The following is a 25267-nucleotide window of genomic DNA, read 5'->3' on the forward strand; positions in this document are numbered from 1 at the left end:
GCGTATTTGCGCCCGATTTTTTTCGAGCATGCTTGAAAAATTCCCTCTGAAAAATCGTGGCATCCGCCGGAGGCTTAACTTTATTCAGTCGGGGTTTGGACCCCACTGAAAAAATTAAATTTCACAAGCAAATGTGACAATGGATCCTCGTAATCGCTGTGCCTCTTTATACGTACAACGGTTGTGAACAACTTCTATCCCAGCCTCAGCAGCAATTTGAGCTGCCACCGGCGAAATGACACCCTCTTGGAGCCAGAAGATTCTTGGTTTTACCTCAACTGCCTCCTTGGCAATTTCAATTGCCGCTTCAGGGCTTCTAAACACTTGAACCACATCAATTTCAAATGGAACATCCTTTAGATTTGCGTATGCCTTTTCCCCAAGGACTTCTGTTTCCCTCGGATTTACTGGTACAATTTGATAGCCTAAGCGCTGCATTTTTCTTGCCAATCGGTTGCTTGGACGGGCAGGATTGCCACTTAAGCCGACAACAGCCAAGGTCTTTGGTCTTTGTGTTTCAACACCATCAATCTCTTCACGAACAATCGGTGACTGCAACGCCCAGCGGATTACTCCTTCATCATTAACGACGACTTCTCCCTTTTCAGCACCCTTAAAAGACAAACCAGTCGCTTCATAAAACGCGCGATCAAGATCATTTTGCAGATCGCGGACAGACTCAATACCAACAGAAAGTCGAATCAGGTCTTCTGTAACCCCTGTTTGAACCAGCTCTTCCGCACTTAACTGCTGATGGGTTGTTGATGCTGGTTGAATAATTAAGGACTTCGCATCCCCCACATTCGCAACATGTGACCAGAGTGCGATATTGTCAATCACCGTTTTCCCTGCATCACGCCCACCTTTAATACCGAAGTTTACAATTGAACCAAAGCCATTGTTTAAATATTTTTCCGCTAGTTCATAGGAAGGATGATCTTCTTGCCCCGGATAAGACACCCACTCAACTGCTGGATGGTTTTTTAAATAGTTTGCTAGTTTTAACGCATTTTCATTATGTTTTTCTACTCGTAAATGGAGAGTTTCAAGTCCCTGCAATAAATAAAATGCATTTTGCGGACTCAAGCAGGATCCAAAATCACGCAAAAGCTGTACGCGAAGTTTTTGGCTAAATGCAAGTGTCCCAAAATCAAATGCATATCTTACACCGTTATAGCTTCGATCAGGTTCCGTGAATCCAGGGAATTTAGGATTATTCCAATTAAAGCGACCCCCATCTACAACAAGACCGCCGATTGTGGTTCCATGTCCGCCAATCCATTTCGTTGCTGAATGTACGACGATATCTGCGCCCCATGTAATGGGTTTACATATATATGGAGTAGCAAATGTATTGTCTATAATGAGTGGAATTTCTGCTTCATGTGCAATTGCTGCAACTGCTTCCACATCTAAAACTTGCAGGCTTGGATTTCCGATAATTTCAGCAAATACTGCCTTCGTGTTTGAAGTAATGGCTTTTCTAAAATTCTCCGGATCTTTTGAATCTACAAAATGTACCTTAATTCCGTACTTTGGCAGTGTTGTAGAAAACAAATTATATGTACCGCCATATAGATTTGTAGCGGCAACAATTTCGTCACCCGCTTCGGCGATATTCATAACCGCTAAGGCAATCGCGGCCATTCCTGAAGAAGTCGCAACCGCCGCAACCCCATCCTCCAAAAGCGCAATCCGTTTTTCCAATACATCTACAGTTGGATTTCCAATCCTCGAATAAATATTTCCCGGTTCATCAAGCGCAAATAAACTACGCGCATGCTCAGAATTATGGAAAACATAAGAGCTCGTTTGATATATAGGTACTGCTCGTGATCCAGTTGTCGGATCTGGTGATTGTCCTCCGTGTAATAAAACTGTTTCTAAATCATAGCTTTCTAATTGGTTACTCATTTTTATTCCTCCACTATTTTTATAGGAAAACTCAGGATTATACTAATGCAAAACTAAATTTCATTATTATTTAGCAATAAAAAACCCTCTTCAATAAGAAGAGGGTTTTTTCCTCCTCTTATCTCTCAGGTAATCATACCTGTTGGAATTAGCACCTTTTCAAGAATCATCTTGAAGGTTGCCGGGTTTCGTAGGGCCATGTCCCTCCACCACTCTGGATAAGAGTCTTTATTAAATTAATACATTCCTGTTTAGCTTTATAAAAGGATTATAGTCTGCGATTAATCCAAAGTCAAATACTTTTTCGGAAAATTTTACCTTGTATGAATTTTGTATATATGTTAGACCAAAAATTATTTGTGTCTTATTTGTGAAGCCTATTGCTTTATTTGCAAATCCGCTGTATATTAAGAGTGTAGAAAGTTAGTGAAATACTTCACAAACTAACTACAACAAAGCTGGCAGCTAATAAGCACTCATATTTTTTTACAACAACTTGTGAAGAGTTTCACAAATAAAATAATAAGGGGAGATTAGAATGAAAACATTCTTAAAAGGACCTAAAATGGCAGTTATTTGGACAGTATTACGTGTATGGTTAGGAATTCAATGGCTAGAAGCTGGTTTCCACAAAGTTACAGCAGGCGGATTTGATGCAGGCGGATTTATCCAAGGTGCAATCGCAAATGCAGGTGGCGAGCACCCAGCAGTGCAAGGCTGGTATGCTGCATTCCTTGAAGGGTTTGCCGTACCAAACATCGAGTTATTCAACGTACTCATTCCTTGGGGTGAGGTTCTAGTAGGACTTGGTTTAATTGTTGGTTTTGCAACAATCCCAGCATTACTTGCAGGTGCATTCATGAACCTTAACTTCTTACTTGCTGGTACAACAAGCACTAACCCAACACTTTATACAGTAGCAATCATTCTCTTATTCGCAGGCGCTGCAACTTACTACTACGGTGTAGACAGATTCGCAGTACCATTCCTTACAAAACGTATCAACGAGAAAAAAGGTACTAAAACAGCAGCAAACGTTGCGTAACGAAGGAAAGTGTTCCTCCTAAACTGGGGGAACACTTTTTTATAGTCTATTCATCATCAATCTCACCATCGCCAATTTCATCCTCTTCTTCAATTTCCTCAATCTTCTCGTCCTCTTCTGGCATTTCATCGTCCCCACAACCTATTAAGAAAAACATTGGGAATGATAATAATAACAACATAAACAACCGTTTCATCACATAACCTCCTTTTTTCTAGACTTTCCAATCAATATCAAAATATGTAGACTAGAAAGAGGTTACAGTAATAACAGTTCTAAAATTGGAGGTAAAACAATCATGCGAAAAATTAAATTAGGTACTAGTACATTAGAGGTGCCAGTTGTTGCAGTCGGCTGTATGAGAATTAATTCATTGGAAAAGGCTGAAGCGGAAAAGTATGTACAAACCGCGTTAGAAATTGGCGCAAACTTCTTTGATCACGCTGATATTTACGGAAGTGGTGCTTGCGAGGAAATCTTTGCAGATGCAATACATATGAATGATGATGTCCGTGAAAATATTATTCTTCAATCCAAATGTGGGATTCGGAAAGGGATGTTTGATTTTTCAAAAGAGCATATCCTTAATTCTGTTGATGGTATATTAAAACGGCTTAATACTGATTATCTTGATGTCTTACTTTTACATCGTCCAGATGCCCTTGTAGAACCAGAAGAGGTTGCAGAAGCATTTGATAAGTTAGCATCTTCTGGAAAGGTTCGTCACTTTGGGGTATCCAACCAAAAGCCTATGCAAATTCAGTTACTTAAAAAGTATGTCAAACAGCCAATCGTTGCGAATCAACTTCAATTAAGCATCCCAAATGCTCATATGATTGCAAATGGAGTTTCTTCAAATATGCAAATTGATCAATCCATTAACCGTGATGGAGATGTGCTCGATTTTTGCCGCTTGAATGACATTACAATTCAGCCATGGTCACCATTCCAATATGGTTATTTTGAAGGACCATTTCTTGGAAATGAAAAATGCCCAGAATTAAATCAAAAAATTGATGAAATTGCCGAAAAATATGGTGTTTCCAATACTACGATTGCGATTGCATGGCTATTGCGTCACCCGGCAAACATGCAACCTATTATCGGAACAATGAATGTACAGCGCTTAAAGGATTCCGTGAAAGCAAGTGAAGTCCAATTAAGCCGTGAAGATTGGTACAGCATTTTTCAAGCTGCCGGTTATCTTCTTCCGTAAAAAGCAAAGAGGCACCCTCAATAGGTGCCTCTCATTAGTTTTCCGTAAATCCTGTTGCAATGACGGTTACAATAATCTCGTCTTTTAAATTGTCATTAATGACCGAACCAAAAATCATATTTAAGTCTTCATGTGTTGCAGAAGAAATCACTTCGGCTGCTTCCTGAATTTCAAAGAGGCTTAAGTTTCTTCCACCTGTGATATTTAAAATCACACCCCGCGCCCCACTAATGGACGTTTCGAGAAGTGGGCTATTGATCGCTTTATGCGCTGCTTCAACTGCACGACCATCCCCTTTTGCCATTCCAATCCCCATTAAGGCTGTTCCCCTGTGAGACATAACAGTTTTAACATCTGCAAAATCAAGGTTGATCAACCCAGGGACAGCAATTAAATCGGAAATCCCTTGAACGCCACGCAGAAGCACATTATCCGCTTCTCGGAACGCTTCAATCATCGGGGTACGCTTATCCACAATCTCTAATAATTTTTCATTTGGAATAATGATTAAGGTATCCACCGCTTGCTTCATCGCATCAATACCCGCATCAGCATTCACGGCTCGTTTCCGGCCTTCAAATCGAAATGGTCTTGTGACAACACCGATTGTTAAAGAACCTAATTTCTTTGCAATTCTTGCAATTTCTGGGGCTGCCCCAGTTCCAGTGCCACCGCCCATTCCGGCAGTAACAAAAACCATATCCGCACCTCTAAGTGCGTCCTCAATCTCTTTTTCACTCTCTTCAACAGCTCTCATCCCAACTTGCGGATTCGCACCTGCTCCCAGACCGCGTGTTAACGATGCACCTATTTGAATGATGACCTCTGCTTTTGATTGATTAAGGGCTTGTCCATCTGTATTCACTGCAATGAATTCAACACCCTCTACCCCTGCTTCAATCATTCGGTTGACCGCATTATTTCCACCGCCGCCAACACCTACTACTTTTATCCTTGCAAATTGATCTATGTATGGTTCAAACTCAAGCATAATTTTTCCTCCTAAACGCCCATTGCCTTCTTCCTAAAAGAAGTCGGATTAATACTATATACTTCGTAATACTACTTCTCTTTTTGTCATGGATTTCCTTTATAAAATGAAAATAAACCACACCCTAGTACCTAATTCGCATAATATTAATTTTGTTTTACAAACTAATAACAATATGTGACGAAAGGATACATTCATGAAAACTAGAATTGCTTTGATACTTGGAGTCTTTATCTTACTTTTGCCTATAAACACAAATGCAAACAGCCACGACAATATCTACGTCATTCAAGCAGGTGATACATTACCAGAAATCGCGAAAAAATTTGAAATGACGGTAGATGATTTAAAAATCACCAACGGGCTTCAATCAGATCTATTAGTTGTCGGGCACAGGCTTTGGGTTCCCTATACATATGAAGTAGCATCTGGAGATTCCTTAAAGAAAATTGCTGCACAATTTCATTCATCACTAGAGCAAATCAAAGCTGTAAATGGGCTTTCATCTGAACAGGTCGTTCCAGGGCAGGTGCTAAAAATTGTTCCGAAACGAATGAACATGCAAGGGGAACATATTTTAATGACGAAAGAAGAGTTTAAGGATTGGCTCATGAATCAGAAGATCAAACGAAAAGTAAGCCTCATCCAACAGCATCATACATGGGTCCCAGACTACAGTCGATTTAACCACTCCAACCATTTCTTGCTATTAAACGGAATGGAAAACTATCATAAAAATACGATGGGATGGAAGCATATCGCTCAAAACATTACGACTTTTCCAGATGGTAAGGTAGCAGTTTCCAGGCCATTATATATAACTCCAGAAGGCACCATTGGGAGCAAGGCGAACTCTGTTGGGATTGCTATTGAACATCTCGGAAATTTCGATATTGGGCATGATATCATGACAAAAGAGCAACACGACACGATCATTTATGTGAATGCTGTTCTTAGCCTGAAATTTGGATTAACTCCCTCGATTGACAGTATTACATACCATCATTGGTGGGATTTACGAAATGGAGAAAGAGTATTGGACAAAGGACCTGACTATAATGTGAAGACCTGCCCAGGTACTGGGTTTTTCGGAGGAAATTCCACTGCAAGTGCACAAAAATACTTCTACCCGCTCATTACACGTAAAATGGAAGAAATTCAAAAAGAATTGGATTAACAGAAAACCACTCAACGAAATTGAGTGGTTTTTCATGTTTCTAATAGATCGAAATGCCTTCTTTTTTAAAATAATCCGGTTGTTCCTTCTTAAATTCATACAAATGGGAAATCCCTTTTGTGATATGTTCATTTACAACATATTCTGCTGCAATGACATCCCTATTTTTTAAAGCATTATAAATAGCCCTGTGTTCATCCAATACATTCTCCCAATCGGGGGCGCTTGTTGTTATCAACCGAAGCATTCTAACACGCTTGTATTGTCCATTCATTTGGTCAATCCCCTGCCAAATCCGGTCCCATTCTAGCCCTTTATAGATGATCTCATGAAACTCATCATCATATGCTAAAAAATCCCTATGATTTCCCTCTCTTAAAGCAATATCTTGCATGGTTAAGTTTTTTTCCAGTTTATATAAGGTTTGAGAAGTTAGTTTTTCAGTAGCCTCGCGAATAACCGCAAGTTCAACAGCTTTTCTCACAAAACGTGATTCTTCTATATTTTTAGAATCAATTAATGACACAAACGTCCCAATTTGGGGACGTATTTCAATTAAACTTTCCTTCGCAAGCTGCATCAATGCTTCTCTAATTGGTGTTCGACTAACATTAAGCTGGGTCCCAATTTCACTTTCCGAAATAGGAGTCCCCGGCTTTAGTAAAAACTCAATAATTTTATCGTATAAGAAAGAGTATACAAACTCCCTTCTTGTACCCCTATCATTTTTTCTGACTTGACTGTATTCCATCCTTATCCTCCCCCGGTGACTCCGCCGCCCATTGAAAACGCTTCCTATTATAATAGTATAGTATCATATTACTAATATACTAATCAATTTTATATTTCAGTGAAAAAGGATTAAAAAACAGCGAAAAATGAATTCCGCTGCTTTTTAATCGTGTCTTATTTAACACCTTTTCTATTTATTTTCCTGTAAGAAAACATTTGAATATAGTTTTCATCAACCATGTACCTGAAGTCCCTTAATAAAGTTAAACATGCAAAAACTTCACACATACTGGGAACGGTACAGTTATATCTGAGTCAATTAATGAAAGTTTACCGGTTTTTTCATCTCTTGCATACAATACAAGGTTGCTTGATTCCTGGTTGGAGCCCACAAGGAATTTTTCAGTTGGATCAAATACAAAATCACGTGGCCAATCTCCCTCTGATGAAGCCATTTCTACCAGTGTTAGCTCACCTGTTGCTTCATTTATCTGGAAGACTGCAATGCTGTTATGTCCGCGGTTTCCAGCATAGACAAATTTCCCGTCTTTTGAAACATGGATGGCACTTCCTTGACTATTTTCAGTAAAATCCGCAGGAATCGTTGAAATAGTTTGGAGCTCAGTAAAACTGCCATTACTGCTGTCATAAGATAAAGCAATGACTTCATTGCTGATCTCTGTCATGATGTATGCATGTGTACCATTTGGATGGAAGGCAATATGTCTTGGTCCGCTTCCTGGACTTACGGATAAACTACTTACTTCTTTTAATGCACCTTCGTTGATTTCATAAGTAATCAGTTTGTCGATTCCTAAATCAATCGCCACAACGTACTTTTCATCTGGTGTGAAACCGGAAAAATGAGTATGGGGTTTTTCCTGTCTTTCATGTGGTCCTTTCCCTTCATGTGCAACCACTGATAGAGAAGATTCAATGCCACCACTTTCGCTGTTTACTGAATAAAGTTCAATTGTTCCTTTATGATAATTCCCCGTAACAACTTGATTGTTTGCTTCGTTCACACTAACATGACAAGGGGATGCCCCTTCTGTAACATCTTGATTTATTGCCTTTAGATCACCAGTATTACTGTTAATAGAGTAAGCGGCTACGCCACCTGATTCTCCGTCTTTTACCACAGAGTAAAGAAAACGATTGTCCTGGCTTACTGTTACATATGTAGGATTTCCCAATTCGGCTGCAAGCTTCACATCCTCTATTTTTTTGCTATCTGTATCTAATGTAAAAGAATAAATCCCTTTGCTGTCCCCTTTTGTATAGGTACCAACATATCCGATAAATTTGCTCATTTGATAAACCCCTTTCTGTTTACTATCATTCATTCAGAATTTTGATGGCGATTTGTAACACGATGAATATGAACCGATAAATAGACCTTATCATCAATTGATATTTCTTGATCTGCCTTTTCCTTCAAATAGGATACTACTTTTTGCATACATTGAAATGCCTCAGGAAATTTTTGTTGAATTTGTTCGTAAAAAAGTTCATCAAGGGTATTAGTCACTTTTTCCTTACGAACAAACTCCGATGCAACAAAACGTAGATGCATTAAAAATCGTTCATAGTTGACAGAGGATTCATCCAATTCCATTTGAAAATGATCCTCGACGATTTTTAAAATGTCATTTACAATCTCCGTCATTTGAAAGACAGCAGACATATTTGCTTGTGAAAGTTGACTATTAACTAAGTGAAGAGCTATTGAAGCAGCTTCATCATCATCAAACCTAAAGCCGGTTTCTTTTTCAATCATATCAAGAGCTTTTAGTGCAACCTGAAACTCGGGCTTATAATACCTTTTAATCTCCCATAACAATGGATTTTTCAAAAGGATGCCTTGTTTATACCTAGATACCGCAAAACTTATATGATCGGTTAAAGCAACATACAGATAATCATCTAATTTATGTGTTAAATGCAACTTTGCATAATCTATGATGTTCGATGAAATATTTAAATAGAGCTCAGATGTGTCTTTAAGTAATTTGGCAAGTTTATCTGAGACTCCATACTTTTGGAGTATAAAAGCCTTCTCTATTTTTGTAGGATCAATTGTGTCTCCAGCCTTTCTATGAAAGGCAAGTCCCTTACCCATTACAACAACTTCCTGATTAGTTTCATTCTTTGCCATAATTACATTATTATTTAAAACCTTCTCTATTTTCATATTAGCACCACACTTTCATCCAAGGCAGCATCAAAAAAAAACTAAATTTGGTTTAAGAATACCATTTTTTGATACACTTTCTCAAACAATTAACTAAACCTAGTAGCAAATCTAAAAAAGTAGTACAAACAACGGTATTGTTCAGTACTACTTTTTTGAAAACATATCATATAAACGAAATCCACTTAGCCACCAAAAGCCGGTTGTCGGTAATTCCCCATACTTTGAAAGACTAAAGTTTGTACTCTTTTAGCATCTCTTCGATTGCGAACGCTACCCCATCTTCCTCATTTGTTTTCGTCTTAAATTTACATAGGTCGAGTATTTCCGGATCAGCGTTTCCCATCGCAACGCCACGTCCCGCCATTTCAAGCATGCTTTTATCATTTAAATTGTCTCCCATTGACATAACATCTTCCATGTCAATCCCCATGCTATTTGCCAATTCTTTAAGTGCTAGGCCTTTTTTCGCCTCTGGATGGTTAAATTCAAGATTTAAATATCCTGATGACGTAATCACTGTTCCAGGCTCATCTTTTAGCTCATCGAACACTTGCTTATGGCTTTCTTCATCTTCAGCAAAGCTTAACAGCTTATAAATTTTTAGATCTTCTATTGATTCTAATTGCTCGTAATTCTCCACGAACTGAACACACTCATTCTGAAAACGGAATTCAATTCTTTGATTAATATCCTCTTCGGTTAAATCAGGATCTACTGTTTTCCACCATCTTGTCATTCTATCGATGAATTGTTCTCTACCAAATGAAAATAAACCTTTGTTTGTAAAAAATTCGGTATACATCCCACCATTCTGGCATGCAGTGTATACCTTTTTACAAACCGAGTCTTCCATTGGAATATCACGCAAAGTATTACCATTTATATCAAATGAACTAGCACCGTTTAAGGTAATGATTGGACAAGTTATACCTACTTCTTTAATAGGCATATTTGCTGCATCATAGGACCTTCCCGTTACAACAACAAATTTTATCCCTTTGTCCATTGCCTTTTGAATCGCCTTCACATTTGCCTCACTTACCTTACTATCTTGATTTAATAGTGTCCCATCTAAATCAGAAGCAATCAGTTTCATCCCAAATCCCTCTTTCTTATAAATAATAAAAAACCTAAATAAACTGTCTCAAAAAAAGAAACACTTTACTTAGGTTTTGCCTGTTTTACCAGTAACAATCCTAGATTCAATTATAGCAAGATAAACGTTTATTACAAAGTTCATGCTTATTGCATAAGAAAAACCGGGCATAGCCCGGTCCTTTTCATGGTTAGAGAATATCCGATAATTTGTACTCTATGCCATGTACCCCTTTATAATACTCAGGATACATTTCACCCCCACATTTTTCACATGCAAACATAGGAGGAGTTGTCGGATCTCCATCATCCATTAAATCGAAATCCCTTACCACGTTAATAGGAATCTCTTCTTTCTCATGACACGCCAAACAAACATAGCTGACGCTCTGTTGCTTGGACTGGTTTAGGCTTATGTTTTTCTTCTTTTTCTTTCCCTTTTTGCGGGTTTTTGATACCGGTGAGATCGTTAATCATCCTTTCTAAATAAGCTCTTGTGGTTTTGCATAAGGCTACCTTTATTTCTAATTTACCATTTTCAAGGCAGACTTCTCCCTTGTATTCATAGTAACATTCACACCTCTGACAAACGAGAGGGTCTTTCTTGCCACTAGCTACTATTTTTTCACGCCACGTCTGGCGACGTAAGGTTTTCTTAACTTTTACAACCCAACGTCTTGCTTTTTGTTGCCAAGTACTCAACACTTTTTTACACACGTTTTTTGATCTTCTAGAATTCATACCGTAATGCCGAATAGTTTTAAATTGCTCGTCTGGGATATGGCGAATTAAACGTGAAATAAATTCTTCGACACTTACGGTTTCGGATTTGTCTTTTCCGTCAGTTTTATCCTTATATTTGAACGTAACGAATTGCCCATCATATGCCTCAATCCGATTGATTCCAATCGCTGGTCGACGAATATAACGGCCAATATAACGAAGTTGTTCTTTTATTTTTCCCCTCTGTTTAGGTGCATACACATAGAAGCCTTCGCCATTATTGGTGAACGCCTTTTGAAGTCTTGGTTGGATTCTTTTCTTTTCTCTTGGTGAAACTCCGTTTCTAATTAATTTTAATACGACCGTTTGCCATTGTTTACGAAGCATCGTAAATGGCAAGAAATCATACTGCTTCCATTCTCCTTTTTCTGTTAATCCACCCATTGTAACTAACATATGTACGTGAGGATTGAAGTTGACCCTTGAACCAAAAGTGTGGAGTCCAGCAATAATCCCAGGTGTTACCTTTGCTTTCTTTTTGAAGAAGTCAGTAAGTAGTCTTGCAGAAGCATCCATTAAATCTTTTAATAGATGTCGGTGAAGGAGAAATACATCTCTTAGTCCTTCATCAATCGTAAAAATTACGTGCCGATGATTAACCTGAAGAACATCTTCAGTAAGTAACCTACTCCATTCTTCACTTTCTCCAACAGAGCACGTGGTACAAAATCGACCTTTACATCGGTAAGGAACCTTTCGCACATCATGACAACCTTCACACACAAATAACTTAAATCCATTTTTGATATCCCCACAATCTCGAAATTTCTCAACCTCCTTAATTACGATAGGGCGGATTTTAGCACCGTGTTTTCTTTTGAAAGCTTCCCAATGTTGGTGTTTATCAAAAAATATTCTTCTCAATATATTGGTCTCCATAAAATGAAAATACCACAGCTTAAATGACTGTGGTAGACCCAAATTTTTATACTTTCTTATCTTTTTAAAAAAGGCTACTCAGACACGAGTAGCCCTTCTTCTTATTCCTCAATTGGCTCTGGACTTAGAGCACCACGTTTAATGATGCTAATTAAATATCCGATCACTCCACCGATAATAGCCGGAACAATCCAACCTAATCCTACTGAATATAAAGGGAGAATGGATTCTAATAGTTCATTAACAGCGGCAATTTTTACACCTGCTGCGTTCAATCCATCGTTAATACTTAGGATGAATGTAACTAAAATACTAACTTGGTATACTTCCTTGCGACCCTGGAATAGAGGGTGTAAGAAAGTTAACACCATTAAACACATAGCTAATGGATAAAGTGCCACTAACACTGGAATTGAAAAGCTTATAATTGTACTTAAGCCGAAGTTTGAGACAACTGCACTAAATAATGTAAAGATAACTGCCCATTGCTTATAAGAAAGAGCAGGAACTAATTTTTTAAAATAAGCTGCACATGATGTGATAAGTCCAATACTAGTTGTTAAACAAGCGGCAATAACAATTACAGCAAGAATCAATTTACCATACCAACCAAAGAAATGTTGAGATGCAGCCGCTAAAACAGAGCCGCCATTTTCTAAATACCCTAGACCCTCTACACTTGTTGCACCTAAGAATGCGAGTGAAGAATAGATTACTGCTAACAATACTCCAGCAACTAAAGCAACCTTACCTGTTGAGACCATAATTTCTTTTTTTGTGCGTGCACCGCGATCTTTCATGATGTTAATAATGATTATTCCAAATACGAAAGCTGCAAGTGCATCCATTGTGTTATAGCCTTCCTGGAAGCCTTTAAAAAAGCTATTTGAAATATAGGTTTCAGTCGGATCTTGAATTACCCCAATTGGGTGCACAAATGCCGCTATAATAAGAATCGCAATAACCACTAATAAAATCGGTGTTAAAATCTTTCCTACAATATCAACGATCTTACTGGATTTTAATGAAAAGTATAGGGTTAGTCCGAAAAAGATAATTGTAAAAATAAATAATGGAAGATGGCTCTCCTGGTTTCCAACAAATGGTGCGATCCCAATTTCATAAGCAACCGTGTTTGTTCTAGGAATTGCAAATAAAGGACCAATCGTTAAATAAAGCGCAACCGTGAAGAAAATACCATATACCGGATTAACTCGACCTGCTAATGATTCCAAATCACTTTTTCCTGAGAAAGCCAAAGCCAGTATACCAAGTACAGGTAGTCCTACTCCTGTGATAATAAAGCCTAGATTCGCTGAAAAAACATTGCTTCCAGCTAATTGACCTAATTGTACCGGGAAGATTAGATTCCCTGCTCCAAAGAATAATGCAAATAACATAAATCCTACCGCTATGATATTACCAAATGAATCTCTTGATGATGACATATCTATTCCTCCCAAAACACCCTAGACATCTGATGAATAATAACTTTTCCTATAACATATCTAGAGCATAAAATTATACTAAGAAACTTACTCGCTTACAAATCCCAACTTGATAGAAACTAATATATCACACAAAAGTCCAAAAAACAACACTTTTCAGAAAATAGAATTATATCAAAATAATTTTAATAATAAATGTAATTATTGGGATATAGTTCCATAGAACCACAAGAAAATTCCATTGGTCCATTCGTAATATATTAATTGAAGGGAAAAACCTCTGGACATAGAACTATGTATGTAACGGTCAAAAAGAAAAGAAGGGGATGATCAAATGAAGATTGCTGTTTTATCCGATATTCATGCCGGCTTAAATCGAAAAAATACAGGAATGGATATCATTTCACAATTAAGCAAATGGATCGCAGCTAATTCTCCTGAGGTTTTTATCATAAGTGGTGACATGACAGCTGGTCCTGCAAAAAGCCTTAACCTACTAAACCAGTTACAAGAGGAATTTCCAAAAATGAAGCTATTATTTGTACATGGAAATCATGATATTTACCATGAAGACTCTAAATCTGCTTATGACATACTGCTAGAATTTCCCGGCAATCTAGGTAATGGGCCAGTCGAATTGAACGACAGTTGGGTTGTAATTGGTGATGGGGGCTGGTATGACTATACGTTTGGAATTGAAGGTTATACAGAGGAACAATTTTCAATAGGAACGTTTAATGATTTCACTTGGCCCGATAAAATGAACGCCCACTGGCCGGCTTCAGACCAAATTGAAACGAAACAACACCTTGAAAAACTCGAGAACTGGCTTGAGGCCTATAAGGGGAAAAATATCATAATGGTCACACATGTCGTTCCTTTCTCACGATATATTCAAATAAAAAATGACCCCGGCTGGGATTTCTTCAACGCCATGATGGGAAGTAAGCATTTCGGTGAGTTAGCCGAAGAATACCATGTAAAAAAATATATTTTTGGACATATTCATACGAGATATCATGAACAATATAACGGGATTGAAATTATCTGCAACCCGCTTGGTTATTACCCGCATGAATGGAACAGTAAGGATGCTGAAGAAGAAATATTTTCTACCATTAAAGTCATTGAAATTTAAGCCTGCATTATTGCAATGCAGGCTTTGTTTTTCGAATAGGAACCCTTTTCTTGGAACAAATTAAGATAAAGCGATACGAAAGGATTGTTATGCATGTTAAAAAATAGCATCAGGGTCTTTATTGTGATTTGTTCGATAGCCGCGGCAGTGCTGCTTCCAAAGAAATCGTACATAAAATATTTGCCTGTTACCTTATTTTCCACTAGCATTCTAATGTTTGAGATCTTCTATTTTACGGTGCATAAGCTTTGGAAGGTAAAAGGCAGCGTTAGTTCGATGGTGTGTGACACCTGTATCCTCATTTTAGGTCCCTATCTTTTTGCAAGTTATTGGGTGTTCTCCCTATCAAAAGGGAAGTTCCTCCCGTATGCCCTTATCAATCTTGTAGCAGATTGGATTTACGCCTACCCAATTGTTTCCCTGCTTAGAAAGCTGAATTTCTTTAAACTAAAGATTAGTTCGAGTAAGTTTTTTACTTTAATTTTTTCGGATGCTTTAATGAACTTTGCATTTCATAAGTTTTACGAGAAATACATTGTTCCAAAGCAATCTTCGAATTTCCAGGAATCGAGCGAGGCTGACTTAATTTAACTTTATTAATTCAAAAACCATAACAAAAGAGACCTGTTTAATTCTCATTTGAATTAAAAGGTCTCTTTTTAAATAATACATCAGAAAGTTATTCATTAATGTGTTAATCCACTACAGTACCGGCCCCACCTTCGCCAAGTACCATGATGACCACACGTGTCATCCACCTGACTTCATTATAATTGATAGCGCTTTCATTATCAACAAAAACAATTCAGCAAGTTTCGACATACATCATTCCCCCACTTTCTTTCCTTTAGATTTTTTTATTATTTTTGACTTATAAGAAATTATTCAATAAGGGCAATTCCTCACTGATAAGGCGGGTGTGATAAAATAGAAGAACCTACATTGATAAAGGTTGTGTGATGTGTGAAGCAAATGCTTGCGATTAGTGATATTCATGGCGATTTAGACAAATTCGAGCGCCTGTTGGAGCTTGTACAATATGATCAGCAATACGATCAGCTTCTGTTGTTAGGGGACTATGTGGATCGTGGACCACTCTCAAGGGCTGTTCTAGATAAAGTAATTCAACTTCGAAATGAAGGAGCAATTGCGTTAATTGGCAACCATGAAAAAATGATGATAGAAGCTTTCCGTGCAGATGCCATGAGCGTCAAAAGATGGTTTTACAACGGTGGAATTAAAACCTTGCAAAATTATGGCTACCATATCGAAAAGGATGATGCCAAATATTGGTACACAACAGAAGAAATGCCAAACCTTCTCGAAACAAATGAAGAAATCTGCCCGCACCTAGAAGTCCTAAAGGAATTTCCTTACTACTATGAAACGGATACTCATATTTTTGTTCATGCAGGTGTCCACCCAGAAACACCATTGGAATCAACAGACCCCCATTTATTTGTCTGGATTCGAGAGGAATTTCACAATGGCTATGGAGGTGAAAAGACTGTGGTGTTCGGCCATACCCCAACAAAATACTTACATAAAAGTGAAGAAATGTATTTCGGAAAAAATAAGATTATTGGCATTGATGGCGGCTGTGCATATGGCGGAAGACTGTATTGCTATGATGCGACTAATTCAGAAATATATTATATCGATTAGTACAATGGGACGGTTCAATTAAAACCGTCCTTATGGTTCCTAATGATCTCCACAAACTTTGTAGATGCTGGTGAGAGTGGTACGTTTTTTACGTAACAGATGCCAATGCTCCGATTTGGAATTTTTTCATCTAGCTGCACCTCGTGTAAGATGCCCTTTTCTAAATATTCCTGTGAGAATTCCTTGGTGACGCAGGCAATTCCCAGATTTATTTTTGCAAACTCTAAAAGTAGGTCGTGTGAACCCAATTCAAATTCGGGGGATATCCTTAACCCCTTCGATATCAGGAATTCATCCACATATTTTCTGGATACTGATTTTGGTTCAAGAAAAATGAGTGGATGCTTCACTAATTCATTTACACCCATTAGCTTTGGTAAGAGCTTTTTGTAATGATCCCCACATACAAAAATATCATGAATGTCCATGCATGGGATTTGTCCTAAGGTAGTGTCAGCCACTGGGAAGTTACAAATCGCTATGTCCACTTCACCCAATTTCAATAAAGAAATAAGCTCCTGAGTGGTCCCGTTTTCAATTTTAAACTTGATATTTGGATATTCATTATGGAAGTTTTCTAAGTATGTCAGCAAGAAGTACTTCGAAATTGTATCTCCCACACCAATCCTTAATTCACCCTTTGTTAAATTTTTAAATTCTAAAATCATCTCCTCACCAACATTGAGGAGATTCATCGCGGAATGAACATATTCAAATAACCGTTTTCCTTCATTTGTTAACGTAACTCCTTTGGGCGTACGATTAAACAATCGTATGTCCAGTTCCCTTTCCAATTGCATCATCGACTGACTGACCGCTGGCTGTGTCATAAAAAGTTCCTTTGCTGCTTTTGAAAAGCTTCCATTCTTAGCAACCACACTAAAAACTTTATATAAGTCTAATTTTCCAATCATATAAATCACCCTTATACCCATTATTAGATATATTAATTTTACTTATATCACATAATAGATGTATAGTACTAGTGGATACTAATTACATTAATCTTATCAGTATGTAGGAGTGATTGTTTTGGAAAGAGTAGTAGGAACAGTTGTAAGAGGTTTACGCGGTCCGATCATCAATAAAGGGGACAGCATTGAGCAAATCGTTGTTGACACTGTATTAACAGCTTCTGAGGTTGAAGGCTTTACTATACAAGATAAAGACATCGTAACTATAACTGAGTCTATTGTTGCACGTGCTCAAGGAAACTATGCCACGATTAATGATATCGCGCAAGATGTAGAGGCAAAGTTTGGCGATGACACTGTTGGTGTTATTTTCCCGATCCTAAGCCGTAACCGTTTTGCGATCTGTCTTCGCGGAATTGCGAAAGGTGCGAAAAAGATTGTCCTTATGTTAAGCTATCCTTCAGATGAAGTGGGTAACCACTTAGTGGATATTGACCTGCTTGATGAAAAAGGCATAAACCCTTGGACAGACGTTTTAACAGAACAACAATTCCGAGATGCGTTCGGACACAATAAACATCCTTTTACTGGTGTTGATTATATTGACTACTATAAATCATTAATCGAAGAATACGGGGTTGAATGTGAAGTTATCTTCTCAAACAATCCAAAAACAATACTAGACTATACAAAGAACGTGCTAACTTGTGACATTCACACAAGATTCCGCACTAAGAGAATTTTAAAAGCAAATGGCGGCGAAAAAGTATACAGTCTTGACAATATTCTTTCTGAATCGTTCAATGGCAGCGGCTTTAATGAACAATATGGTCTACTTGGCTCTAACAAAGCAACAGAGGAAAGCGTGAAGCTTTTCCCTCGTAATTGCCAACCAATCGTTGATAAAATTCAAGAGCTTCTAAAAGAGAAGACTGGTAAAATTGTAGAGGTTATGGTTTACGGAGACGGTGCTTTTAAAGATCCTGTCGGAAAAATTTGGGAGCTCGCTGATCCAGTTGTTTCTCCTGCCTATACTGCTGGTCTTGAAGGAACACCAAATGAAGTAAAATTAAAATACCTTGCAGATAACAATTTTGCTGATTTAAAAGGTGAAGAACTTAAAAAAGCAATCTCTGAGTTTATTGCGAACAAAGAAGGTGACCTTGTGGGTCAAATGGAAGCACAAGGTACAACACCTAGAAGACTAACAGACCTAATCGGTTCACTTTCTGACTTAACATCTGGAAGCGGTGATAAAGGTACTCCATTCGTCTTCATCCAAGGATATTTTGATAATTATACTAAATAAGTAGAAACAAGTCCCCTGTATTCATTCAGGGGATTTTTTTATCGGAAGGATGTTTCATTTTAGCTCTATGTGGTATTCTCTTACTAGGAAAAAAGATAAGACATGAGGAAGGATGATAGTTTGTTCGATTTACTTAGTTTCAATTGGGAGGCCCTACTTATCGATGTAGGATTCAAAGCCTTAAAAATAATTGGGATTTTCATTGCGTTTATCATTGTAAAAAAGATTGGGAACAAAGTCATTGACCGAGCCTTTACAAGATTACAGGAAAAGCAAAATATTTCGTTGGGCCGTGCCCATACATTACAAAAATTAATGGAAAATGTCCTCTCCTATGCCTTGATTTTTATTTTTGTCGCTTCAATTTTTAGTATTTTTAATATATCCGTAGCAAGTTTAATTGCCGGTGCTGGAATTGTGGGGCTGGCAGTTGGATTCGGAGCACAAGGACTTGTGAGTGATGTTGTGACAGGCTTTTTCCTATTGCTGGAAAAGCAAATTGATGTGAATGATTATGTCACGATCGGAGCTATTGATGGGGTTGTGGAAGCTGTTGGTTTACGAACCACTCAACTTCGTGGCTTTGATGGGACCTTGCACTATATTCCGAACCGGGACATTACAAGTGTGAGCAATCATTCACGCGGAAATATGCGTGCCCTTGTTGATATTGGGATTGCATATGGTGAAGACATTGACCAAGCGATAACCGTGATGCAGGAGGCATGCGACAAAGTGGCTGCCGGCAATTCAGTTATCGTTGAAGGACCGAATGTCATTGGTGTTCAGGCAATTGGAACATCAGATATTGTGCTTCGTGTCATTGCGAAAACAGTTAATGGCGAGCAATGGGGGGTTGAACGCGCATTTCGTAAAGCGATTAAAGAAGCCTTTGAAACGAAAGGCATTGAAATTCCACTCCCGCATCAGGTCACCATACATCGAAATGGCGATGGTCCGCAAAGAATGGGACAAAGTTAAAATGAAATGGGCACCCAATCAACAGGGTGCCCCTTCCTTTTATCGATTAAAATCAATCACTTCTGTTTGACCTAATGTAATCATCGTTTCACTTGGTTTTGTTTCGGCAATGATCTTTCCATTTCTGAATGAATAGCGAACCTTTGCTTGTTTGCGGATTGTTTCGTATTCATTTTCAGCGGACATCACAATGAAGTTTGCTGGTTTTCCTGCTTCAATCCCATAACGATCTTCGATTTGTAAAGTTTTTGCACTATTGGCTGTGATCAAATCGATAGAATTAACGATTTGCTCATATCCCATCAATTGTGATGCGTGAATTCCCATATGAAGAACCTGGAGCATATTGCCAGTTCCTAGTGGATACCATGGGTCAAATATATCATCGTGGCCAAAGCATACATTTAAACCTGCTTCAAGCAACTCTTTTACACGAGTTAACCCTCTGCGCTTTGGATACGTATCAAAACGGCCTTGTAAATGAATGTTCACCAGTGGATTCGATACAAAATTGATATTAGAAAGCTTTAGCAAACGGAAAAGCTTGTACGTGTATGCATCATTGTATGAGCCCATTGCTGTTGTATGGCTTGCCGTTGTGCGATTGCCAAGGCCGCGTTCATACGCTTCCTTCGCAACCACCTCAACAAATCTTGATTGTTCATCATCAATTTCATCACAATGAATGTCGATTAAACGATCATACTTTTCTGCTAAATCAAAAGCAGTTTTCATTGAATCGACGCCATATTCACGCGTGAATTCAAAATGTGGAATCCCGCCAACAACGTCTGCCCCCATTTTCAATGACTCTTCCAGCAACTCTGCTCCATTTGGATAGGATTGAATTCCTTCTTGTGGAAATGCAACTAGTTGAATATCTACAAATTCTTTTAATTCCTCTTTCACTTCAAGCATGGCTTTTAATGCCGTCAGAGTTGGATCCGTTACATCAACATGTGTACGAACATGCTGAATACCTTGAGCAATTTGCCATTTTAGCGCTGTTTTTGATCGTAATTTTACATCCTCATGAGTTAACGATTCTTTACGCTGGGACCAGCGCTGGATCCCTTCAAACAGAGTGCCGCTTTGATTCCACTCAGGTTCACCCGCAGTTAATGTCGTATCCAAATGAATATGGGGCTCAATGAAAGGAGGAAGAACCAACGCCCCACCAACATCAATAATTTCCTCATTTCCGTTCACTTCACCAAGCTCTTGTGTAATTTTATCAAACTGTCCATCTTTGATAACGAGATGCCAGTGTCCAGTTTTTCCTCTTAAAGTTGCATTTTTAATAATCAACTTAAAATCACCTTTGCTTCCTTAACTTTTTTAACTTCCGCTAGTTTCATGAATACGAAATAAATAACCGCTGTACCAAGTAGTGCATTTAATGGTGTAATACCAGGCGCTACTTGCGCAAACCCTACACCAACAGCCCATGCCGCAATTGAGATCCAGTTCACTGATTTAAATTTCATTTTTTCAAAAGCGCCATACTCTCTTTTTTTGATAAAGAAGTAATCCGTGATGATGATGGCACCAATAGATGGAATTGCAGCACCGAGAAGTGTTAGGAATCCAACAAAATTGTTGTACATCCACATGGCAAGTAAGGTTCCTACTAAGCCGTTAACTACGACAAACACTTTTTTAGAAATCTTCGTGATATTCGCAAACCCTAATCCTGATGCATATAGGGCATTATCATTTGTTGTCCAGATATTTAATCCTAGTACAATAATCGCAGGAATCATTAATCCTTGCAGGAACATAACCTCTGAGATATCCGCTAAGCTATAAGTCATAGATCCGATCGCACCGAATAAGAACATTAAAGAGTTACCTAAGAAAAAGGCAATCACGGTTGCGGTTACTGCTGAGCGTGAAGTTTTTGCAAATCGTGCGAAGTCTGGTGTTAACGTTCCAGCACTAATAAATGAACCTACACAAATTGTGAGTGCTGCTGAAATAGTTATTGATACAGTTGGCTTGTACTCCAGCAGAGCCGCGAACCCACCTAAGTCGCGAGTTGCTTCAACTGCCGAATAGCTGCCAAGAACCGCAATCGCTGGTACTGCAACAAAGCCTAAAACAATGAGTGCTTTCATTCCAAAAATGGAAGTTGCGGTCATCGCTAATCCAAAGGCTAAAATTAATGCATACACGTTCCAATCCATTGCATTTGCAACCGGAACCGCAAACATCGCTACCCCTACTCCAAACCAACCTACCTGAGTAAATCCGAGTAAAAAGGATGGCAGGTAAGATCCCTTTTCACCGAATGCATACTTTGCTAAAAGATGTGTCGATAATCCCGTCTTTGAAGCGATATAAGCAAGGGTACCTGTGTAGATCCCGAGTGCAAGATTTCCCGCTAACACGATTAAGATAAACTGAGTAAAAGTTAAGCCCATTCCAATTTCCCCACCAGCAAGCATACTCGCAGAAAAAAATGTCAAGCCTAGCATGACTGATAATGTCTTCCAAAATCCGTTTCGATTCGTTTGTGGTACTGCTTGCCATGAAAACTCTGAATCCATTTTTTGCATAAAATGATTCCTCCTGTTTTATCATTTCTGATACCAGAAGCAAGCAGAAAAAAAAGAGACTAATTACCAGGTTTCCTGACAATTAGCCTCTTCATCTATTAGAATGTACAGGAAAAATCGCACACGAAGTCCCCGCGCATTCTAATAAAATCCGCCGTCCTTGTCAGCCTCTCTGGACTGAATTAAAGGTACCAGTTATTAAATTAAACTTATTATCACAGAAAATTATTAAAACGTCAATAAAAATATTTATGTACCAATTTTTTCAAGCTCTGAAGCTACCAGCTTCATATCCTCCAAGAGAAGCGGATACAAATTTGGCCTTCTTCTAGCTGCAAGCGGATGGTACGCGACAGTCGTTTGATAACCATTCATCTGATAGAAGTTTCCCCTAAGCCCTTTGACTTCAAGTTCAGGGTTCTGAAAAAAGGATTGAACAGCCACATTACCAAGACAAACAATTAGCTTTGGTTTCTGCTGCTCGAGCTGGGCATATAGATGGTTAATGCAGATTTCGCGTGTCTTTTCCTTATCATAGGCCCGTTTCGGCTGTCTTTTTAAAATATAGGTCACATACAATTGTTCTTTATCAATCCCTGCATCATGAGCAGCTTTCTGTAAGGTCTGCCTTGTTCCACAAATCATTGGATTTCCTTCACGATCTTCACGCGCACCCGGATTATCCAAAATAATCAGGATCGGTGCTTTCGGATCCCCCTCTCCCCAAATCATCCGTGACCCTTGCTGATACAACCCGCATTCCTTGCAATTCTTCTGATCCTCTGGCGTTGGATCCTCATTCCACATAACCGGACAAAATGAATTCACATTCTTCACACTCCTCAAGATTAGGATAACCAACACTCAGAATTAATCTGATATTCAGAAGGAATTATGGCATTACTAATAAAAAGAGTCTTTTTAGAAAGGAATTGCCCTATGAAAAATATCAGGATGATCTTTATAAATGATATTAAAAATACATTAACGAATTGGGTTGCGGCTGTTGTCATCTTAGCCCTAATCCTGCTTCCCTCTCTCTATGCCTGGTTCAACATCAAAGCTTCGTGGGACCCTTACGGAAATACCAATCATATTCCAGTTGGCATTGTCAGTGAGGATCAGGAGACAATGGTTGACGATAAGGAAATTCATGTAGGGGACGATCTTACTAAAACATTAAAGGATAATAACTCATTTGAATGGCATTTTCTTGACCGCAACCAGGCGATGGATGAGGTAAAATCTGGGGAACTATACGCGGTTATTGTTATTCCCTCTGATTTTTCGAAAAAACTGGGAACAGTCATTAGTGATCACCCAACAAAAGCAACAGTAGAATATTATGTCAACGAAAAGGTCAATGCCATATCACCTAAAATCACAGAAAAAGGCGCAAATGTGATTACTGAAAAAATCACAAGTCAGTTCATTTCAACCGTGAACGGGGTTATTTTTGAAGTATTTAATCAACTTGGCATCGAAATCGAACAAAATTTACCTGATATCGAGCGATTTCAAACCTATGTCTTTTTATTGGAAGAAAAAATGCCTTCCATAAAATTGACACTTGATGATGCTTACAGGGAAATAATCCAAGCTAACTCGGTAATCAGGGACATACAGGAGTTGATTCCTAAGGCACAAAACACAACCAATCAAGCGTTACAAACAATTGGCGATGCAGACGCCTTCTTATCAAAGGCAGAAACCCGCTTTAAGGAAATATCTCCAATTATTAAGCAAAATTTAGTTAAAGTACAAAATGCAACACATGAAGTAGATGACTTTATCCATTCAGTGAATCTAAACCCTGAAGATTTAACTAAAACAAATACAGATTTTGAGTCACTAAAAGTATTACTTTCGGATTTGAAAAATGAGAGTACAAATCAGGGTATACATAAAAGCTTCACTCAATTGGATTCACTCCTGCAAAACCCAGAAAATGAACAACTTAATGACATTCGAACAGAAGTAAATCAACTAAAGGAACAATACAATACCCAATCTCAAAACCAAGTTAACAATCTTAATATTGCGATTCAAGACATAGGTGCCTTACAGCAACAGTTAAATAATATCCCTAGTCTGGAAGAGGTCCAAAATAATTCTAATAACACTAGAACTAAAGTTGATACTTTCATCAATCAATACAACAATGAAATTGAGACGAACATTCGGACTCAGCTCCAACATGCAAAAGATACCCTTCGTGGTGCTAAGGAAATTATTCTTGAAATACAAAAAATCATTCCACGGATTGAAACCATCCTGCAAAACGCGGGCGGTCAGCTCCAGGAAGGAAAAAATGTCATTTCAAGCGCAAGGAATCAATACCCTTATCTAAATCAAAAAGTCAATGAACTTGCCAATAAAATACGCGATTTAAATCAAAAGGCCAATATAAATGACCTTATCGAGTTACTCCGGAATGATCCGGAGGCAGAACGAGGATTCTTCGCTGAACCCGTTGGTTTGGATTCTCATAAACTTTTTCCTATTCCAAATTACGGAACAGGGATGACACCATTTTATACAGTCTTATCCTTATGGGTTGGCGGATTATTGATGATTTCCCTGCTTACAATTGATGCACATGGGTATGAAGGTATAGCAGGAAGAGATGAGTATTTTGGAAAAGCATTAACCTTTTTGACGATTGGCGTTCTGCAAACGATTATCGTAACTGCTGGAGATATGTGGCTACTGGGGGTTGAGGTAAGCGCCCCTTTCTATTTTATTTTGTTTAGCATTTTTATCAGTCTTGTTTTTGTTGTGATGATTTACACACTTGTATCTGTCCTTGGTAATGTCGGAAAAGCACTCGCGATTGTGCTACTGGTTTTACAAATCTCAAGTTCTGGCGGCACCTTCCCAGTCGTCCTATTGCCAAACTTTTTTCAGTACATTCATCCATACCTCCCATTTACGTATGCCATTAGTCTAACCCGGGAAGCCGTAGGAGGAATTGTCTGGGAAACAGTTTACTACGATCTCTTTATTCTCACTATTTTTGGTTCGGCAGCAATCATTATTGGTGCATGGCTAAAAGAGCCGATAAATAAGCTTGGTGCACCAATTAAACAAAAACTAAAAAAATCTGGGCTTTTTCATTGAGCTCAGATTTTTAGGCTGAAATTATATGCGAAACAAGCTTGAATTTTATAATTTCCTGGTGTATGAAATAATGTTTTCAGACACAAAAAAGTCCCATGACTATGC

21 protein-coding genes, 1 pseudogene and 1 riboswitch are annotated in these 25267 nt (G+C 38.3%); of the genes and pseudogenes, 9 read left to right on the forward strand and 13 right to left on the reverse strand.

Going from position 1 to position 25267, the window contains the following annotated elements; genetic code table 11:
- Positions 1 to 114: 114 nt before the first annotated feature.
- Positions 115 to 1914, reverse strand: coding sequence for a PLP-dependent aspartate aminotransferase family protein (locus LKW28_RS05550; protein WP_229139350.1), 1800 nt, complete (start codon positions 1912 to 1914; stop codon positions 115 to 117).
- 115 nt (positions 1915 to 2029) lie between these two features.
- Positions 2030 to 2139: riboswitch (SAM riboswitch) on the reverse strand.
- A gap of 313 nt (positions 2140 to 2452) precedes the next feature.
- Here LKW28_RS05550 and LKW28_RS05555 point away from each other — a divergent pair.
- Positions 2453 to 2959, forward strand: a complete 507-nt coding sequence (locus LKW28_RS05555) for a DoxX family membrane protein (protein WP_229139351.1) — start codon at positions 2453 to 2455, stop codon at positions 2957 to 2959.
- Positions 2960 to 3005: 46 nt separating this feature from the next.
- On the opposite strand, the gene LKW28_RS05560 is transcribed toward LKW28_RS05555, so the two are convergent.
- Positions 3006 to 3155, reverse strand: a complete 150-nt coding sequence (locus tag LKW28_RS05560) for a hypothetical protein (protein WP_229139352.1) — start codon at positions 3153 to 3155, stop codon at positions 3006 to 3008.
- A 102-nt stretch (positions 3156 to 3257) separates the two neighbouring features.
- Between LKW28_RS05560 and LKW28_RS05565 the strand changes: the two genes are divergently transcribed.
- Positions 3258 to 4175: an aldo/keto reductase gene (locus tag LKW28_RS05565; protein ID WP_229139353.1), complete on the forward strand. Its 918-nt coding sequence runs from the start codon at positions 3258 to 3260 to the stop codon at positions 4173 to 4175.
- Positions 4176 to 4215: 40 nt separating this feature from the next.
- Here the strand turns inward: LKW28_RS05565 and ftsZ are convergent.
- Positions 4216 to 5166 (reverse strand): annotated as a pseudogene (gene ftsZ, locus LKW28_RS05570) (cell division protein FtsZ); the annotation flags it as partial.
- Positions 5167 to 5362: 196 nt separating this feature from the next.
- On the opposite strand from ftsZ, the gene LKW28_RS05575 reads away from it, so the two are divergent.
- Entirely contained in the window at positions 5363 to 6343 is a 981-nt protein-coding gene (locus LKW28_RS05575; protein ID WP_229139354.1) for a LysM peptidoglycan-binding domain-containing protein, read from the forward strand.
- Between the two features lie 40 nt (positions 6344 to 6383).
- Here the strand turns inward: LKW28_RS05575 and LKW28_RS05580 are convergent, their stop codons facing one another.
- The 6 genes from LKW28_RS05580 to brnQ all read right to left on the reverse strand — a co-directional run bounded on the left by LKW28_RS05580 (position 6384) and on the right by brnQ (position 13477).
- On the reverse strand, positions 6384 to 7094 hold the full coding sequence (locus LKW28_RS05580; protein WP_229139355.1) for a GntR family transcriptional regulator: 711 nt from the start codon (positions 7092 to 7094) through the stop codon (positions 6384 to 6386).
- Positions 7095 to 7338: 244 nt separating this feature from the next.
- Complete coding sequence (locus LKW28_RS05585) at positions 7339 to 8388, reverse strand: lactonase family protein (protein ID WP_229139356.1); 1050 nt, start codon at positions 8386 to 8388, stop codon at positions 7339 to 7341.
- Between the two features lie 29 nt (positions 8389 to 8417).
- Positions 8418 to 9269: a BglG family transcription antiterminator LicT gene (licT, locus tag LKW28_RS05590; RefSeq protein ID WP_229139357.1), complete on the reverse strand. Its 852-nt coding sequence runs from the start codon at positions 9267 to 9269 to the stop codon at positions 8418 to 8420.
- A gap of 232 nt (positions 9270 to 9501) precedes the next feature.
- Entirely contained in the window at positions 9502 to 10368 is an 867-nt protein-coding gene (locus tag LKW28_RS05595) for a Cof-type HAD-IIB family hydrolase (protein ID WP_229139358.1), read from the reverse strand.
- Between the two features lie 356 nt (positions 10369 to 10724).
- Positions 10725 to 12029, reverse strand: a complete 1305-nt coding sequence (locus tag LKW28_RS05600) for an IS91 family transposase (protein ID WP_420708818.1) — start codon at positions 12027 to 12029, stop codon at positions 10725 to 10727.
- 101 nt (positions 12030 to 12130) lie between these two features.
- Positions 12131 to 13477: a branched-chain amino acid transport system II carrier protein gene (brnQ, locus tag LKW28_RS05605; RefSeq protein WP_229139360.1), complete on the reverse strand. Its 1347-nt coding sequence runs from the start codon at positions 13475 to 13477 to the stop codon at positions 12131 to 12133.
- A gap of 334 nt (positions 13478 to 13811) precedes the next feature.
- On the opposite strand from brnQ, the gene LKW28_RS05610 reads away from it, so the two are divergent.
- From LKW28_RS05610 to LKW28_RS05620, 3 genes are all read left to right on the forward strand, one after another.
- A complete protein-coding gene (locus LKW28_RS05610; protein WP_229139361.1) occupies positions 13812 to 14615 on the forward strand; it encodes a metallophosphoesterase in 804 nt (267 codons plus the stop codon).
- Positions 14616 to 14708: 93 nt separating this feature from the next.
- Complete coding sequence (locus LKW28_RS05615; protein ID WP_229139362.1) at positions 14709 to 15206, forward strand: hypothetical protein; 498 nt, start codon at positions 14709 to 14711, stop codon at positions 15204 to 15206.
- Between the two features lie 372 nt (positions 15207 to 15578).
- Positions 15579 to 16280: a metallophosphoesterase family protein gene (locus LKW28_RS05620; protein WP_229139363.1), complete on the forward strand. Its 702-nt coding sequence runs from the start codon at positions 15579 to 15581 to the stop codon at positions 16278 to 16280.
- A 14-nt stretch (positions 16281 to 16294) separates the two neighbouring features.
- Here the strand turns inward: LKW28_RS05620 and LKW28_RS05625 are convergent, their stop codons facing one another.
- Positions 16295 to 17194 carry a LysR family transcriptional regulator gene (locus LKW28_RS05625; RefSeq protein ID WP_229139364.1) on the reverse strand — a complete coding sequence of 300 codons (900 nt, stop codon included), beginning with the start codon at positions 17192 to 17194 and terminating at the stop codon, positions 16295 to 16297.
- 118 nt (positions 17195 to 17312) lie between these two features.
- Between LKW28_RS05625 and LKW28_RS05630 the strand changes: the two genes are divergently transcribed.
- Positions 17313 to 18503: a coenzyme F420-0:L-glutamate ligase gene (locus tag LKW28_RS05630; protein ID WP_229139365.1), complete on the forward strand. Its 1191-nt coding sequence runs from the start codon at positions 17313 to 17315 to the stop codon at positions 18501 to 18503.
- Between the two features lie 120 nt (positions 18504 to 18623).
- Positions 18624 to 19484: a mechanosensitive ion channel family protein gene (locus LKW28_RS05635; RefSeq protein WP_324255010.1), complete on the forward strand. Its 861-nt coding sequence runs from the start codon at positions 18624 to 18626 to the stop codon at positions 19482 to 19484.
- Positions 19485 to 19523: 39 nt separating this feature from the next.
- Here the strand turns inward: LKW28_RS05635 and LKW28_RS05640 are convergent, their stop codons facing one another.
- The 3 genes from LKW28_RS05640 to LKW28_RS05650 all read right to left on the reverse strand — a co-directional run bounded on the left by LKW28_RS05640 (position 19524) and on the right by LKW28_RS05650 (position 22870).
- Positions 19524 to 20792 carry a cytosine deaminase gene (locus LKW28_RS05640; protein ID WP_229139367.1) on the reverse strand — a complete coding sequence of 423 codons (1269 nt, stop codon included), beginning with the start codon at positions 20790 to 20792 and terminating at the stop codon, positions 19524 to 19526.
- Positions 20789 to 22042: a cytosine permease gene (gene codB, locus LKW28_RS05645; RefSeq protein WP_229139368.1), complete on the reverse strand. Its 1254-nt coding sequence runs from the start codon at positions 22040 to 22042 to the stop codon at positions 20789 to 20791. Before codB ends, LKW28_RS05640 begins: the two co-directional genes overlap by 4 nt.
- Before the next feature lie 249 nt (positions 22043 to 22291).
- Positions 22292 to 22870 carry a uracil-DNA glycosylase gene (locus LKW28_RS05650; RefSeq protein ID WP_229139369.1) on the reverse strand — a complete coding sequence of 193 codons (579 nt, stop codon included), beginning with the start codon at positions 22868 to 22870 and terminating at the stop codon, positions 22292 to 22294.
- Between the two features lie 111 nt (positions 22871 to 22981).
- Between LKW28_RS05650 and LKW28_RS05655 the strand changes: the two genes are divergently transcribed.
- Entirely contained in the window at positions 22982 to 25162 is a 2181-nt protein-coding gene (locus LKW28_RS05655; protein WP_229139370.1) for a YhgE/Pip domain-containing protein, read from the forward strand.
- Positions 25163 to 25267: the final 105 nt, after the last annotated feature.

Origin of the sequence: Bacillus sp. REN16, assembly GCF_020731355.1 — a bacterium.
In the GTDB taxonomy this organism is placed as follows: domain Bacteria; phylum Bacillota; class Bacilli; order Bacillales; family Bacillaceae_L; genus Ferdinandcohnia.

What these genes read in the sequence shown, in the direction of transcription:
- LKW28_RS05550 (WP_229139350.1), bottom strand. Translation starts at nt 1,914, where the DNA reads ATGAGTAACCAATTAGAAAGCTATGATTTAGAAACAGTTTTATTACAC.
- LKW28_RS05555 (WP_229139351.1), top strand. Translation starts at nt 2,453, where the DNA reads ATGAAAACATTCTTAAAAGGACCTAAAATGGCAGTTATTTGGACAGTA.
- LKW28_RS05560 (WP_229139352.1), bottom strand. Translation starts at nt 3,155, where the DNA reads ATGAAACGGTTGTTTATGTTGTTATTATTATCATTCCCAATGTTTTTC.
- LKW28_RS05565 (WP_229139353.1), top strand. Translation starts at nt 3,258, where the DNA reads ATGCGAAAAATTAAATTAGGTACTAGTACATTAGAGGTGCCAGTTGTT.
- LKW28_RS05575 (WP_229139354.1), top strand. Translation starts at nt 5,363, where the DNA reads ATGAAAACTAGAATTGCTTTGATACTTGGAGTCTTTATCTTACTTTTG.
- LKW28_RS05580 (WP_229139355.1), bottom strand. Translation starts at nt 7,094, where the DNA reads ATGGAATACAGTCAAGTCAGAAAAAATGATAGGGGTACAAGAAGGGAG.
- LKW28_RS05585 (WP_229139356.1), bottom strand. Translation starts at nt 8,388, where the DNA reads ATGAGCAAATTTATCGGATATGTTGGTACCTATACAAAAGGGGACAGC.
- licT (WP_229139357.1), bottom strand. Translation starts at nt 9,269, where the DNA reads ATGAAAATAGAGAAGGTTTTAAATAATAATGTAATTATGGCAAAGAAT.
- LKW28_RS05595 (WP_229139358.1), bottom strand. Translation starts at nt 10,368, where the DNA reads ATGAAACTGATTGCTTCTGATTTAGATGGGACACTATTAAATCAAGAT.
- LKW28_RS05600 (WP_420708818.1), bottom strand. Translation starts at nt 12,029, where the DNA reads ATGGAGACCAATATATTGAGAAGAATATTTTTTGATAAACACCAACAT.
- brnQ (WP_229139360.1), bottom strand. Translation starts at nt 13,477, where the DNA reads ATGTCATCATCAAGAGATTCATTTGGTAATATCATAGCGGTAGGATTT.
- LKW28_RS05610 (WP_229139361.1), top strand. Translation starts at nt 13,812, where the DNA reads ATGAAGATTGCTGTTTTATCCGATATTCATGCCGGCTTAAATCGAAAA.
- LKW28_RS05615 (WP_229139362.1), top strand. Translation starts at nt 14,709, where the DNA reads ATGTTAAAAAATAGCATCAGGGTCTTTATTGTGATTTGTTCGATAGCC.
- LKW28_RS05625 (WP_229139364.1), bottom strand. Translation starts at nt 17,194, where the DNA reads ATGATTGGAAAATTAGACTTATATAAAGTTTTTAGTGTGGTTGCTAAG.
- codB (WP_229139368.1), bottom strand. Translation starts at nt 22,042, where the DNA reads ATGCAAAAAATGGATTCAGAGTTTTCATGGCAAGCAGTACCACAAACG.
- LKW28_RS05655 (WP_229139370.1), top strand. Translation starts at nt 22,982, where the DNA reads ATGAAAAATATCAGGATGATCTTTATAAATGATATTAAAAATACATTA.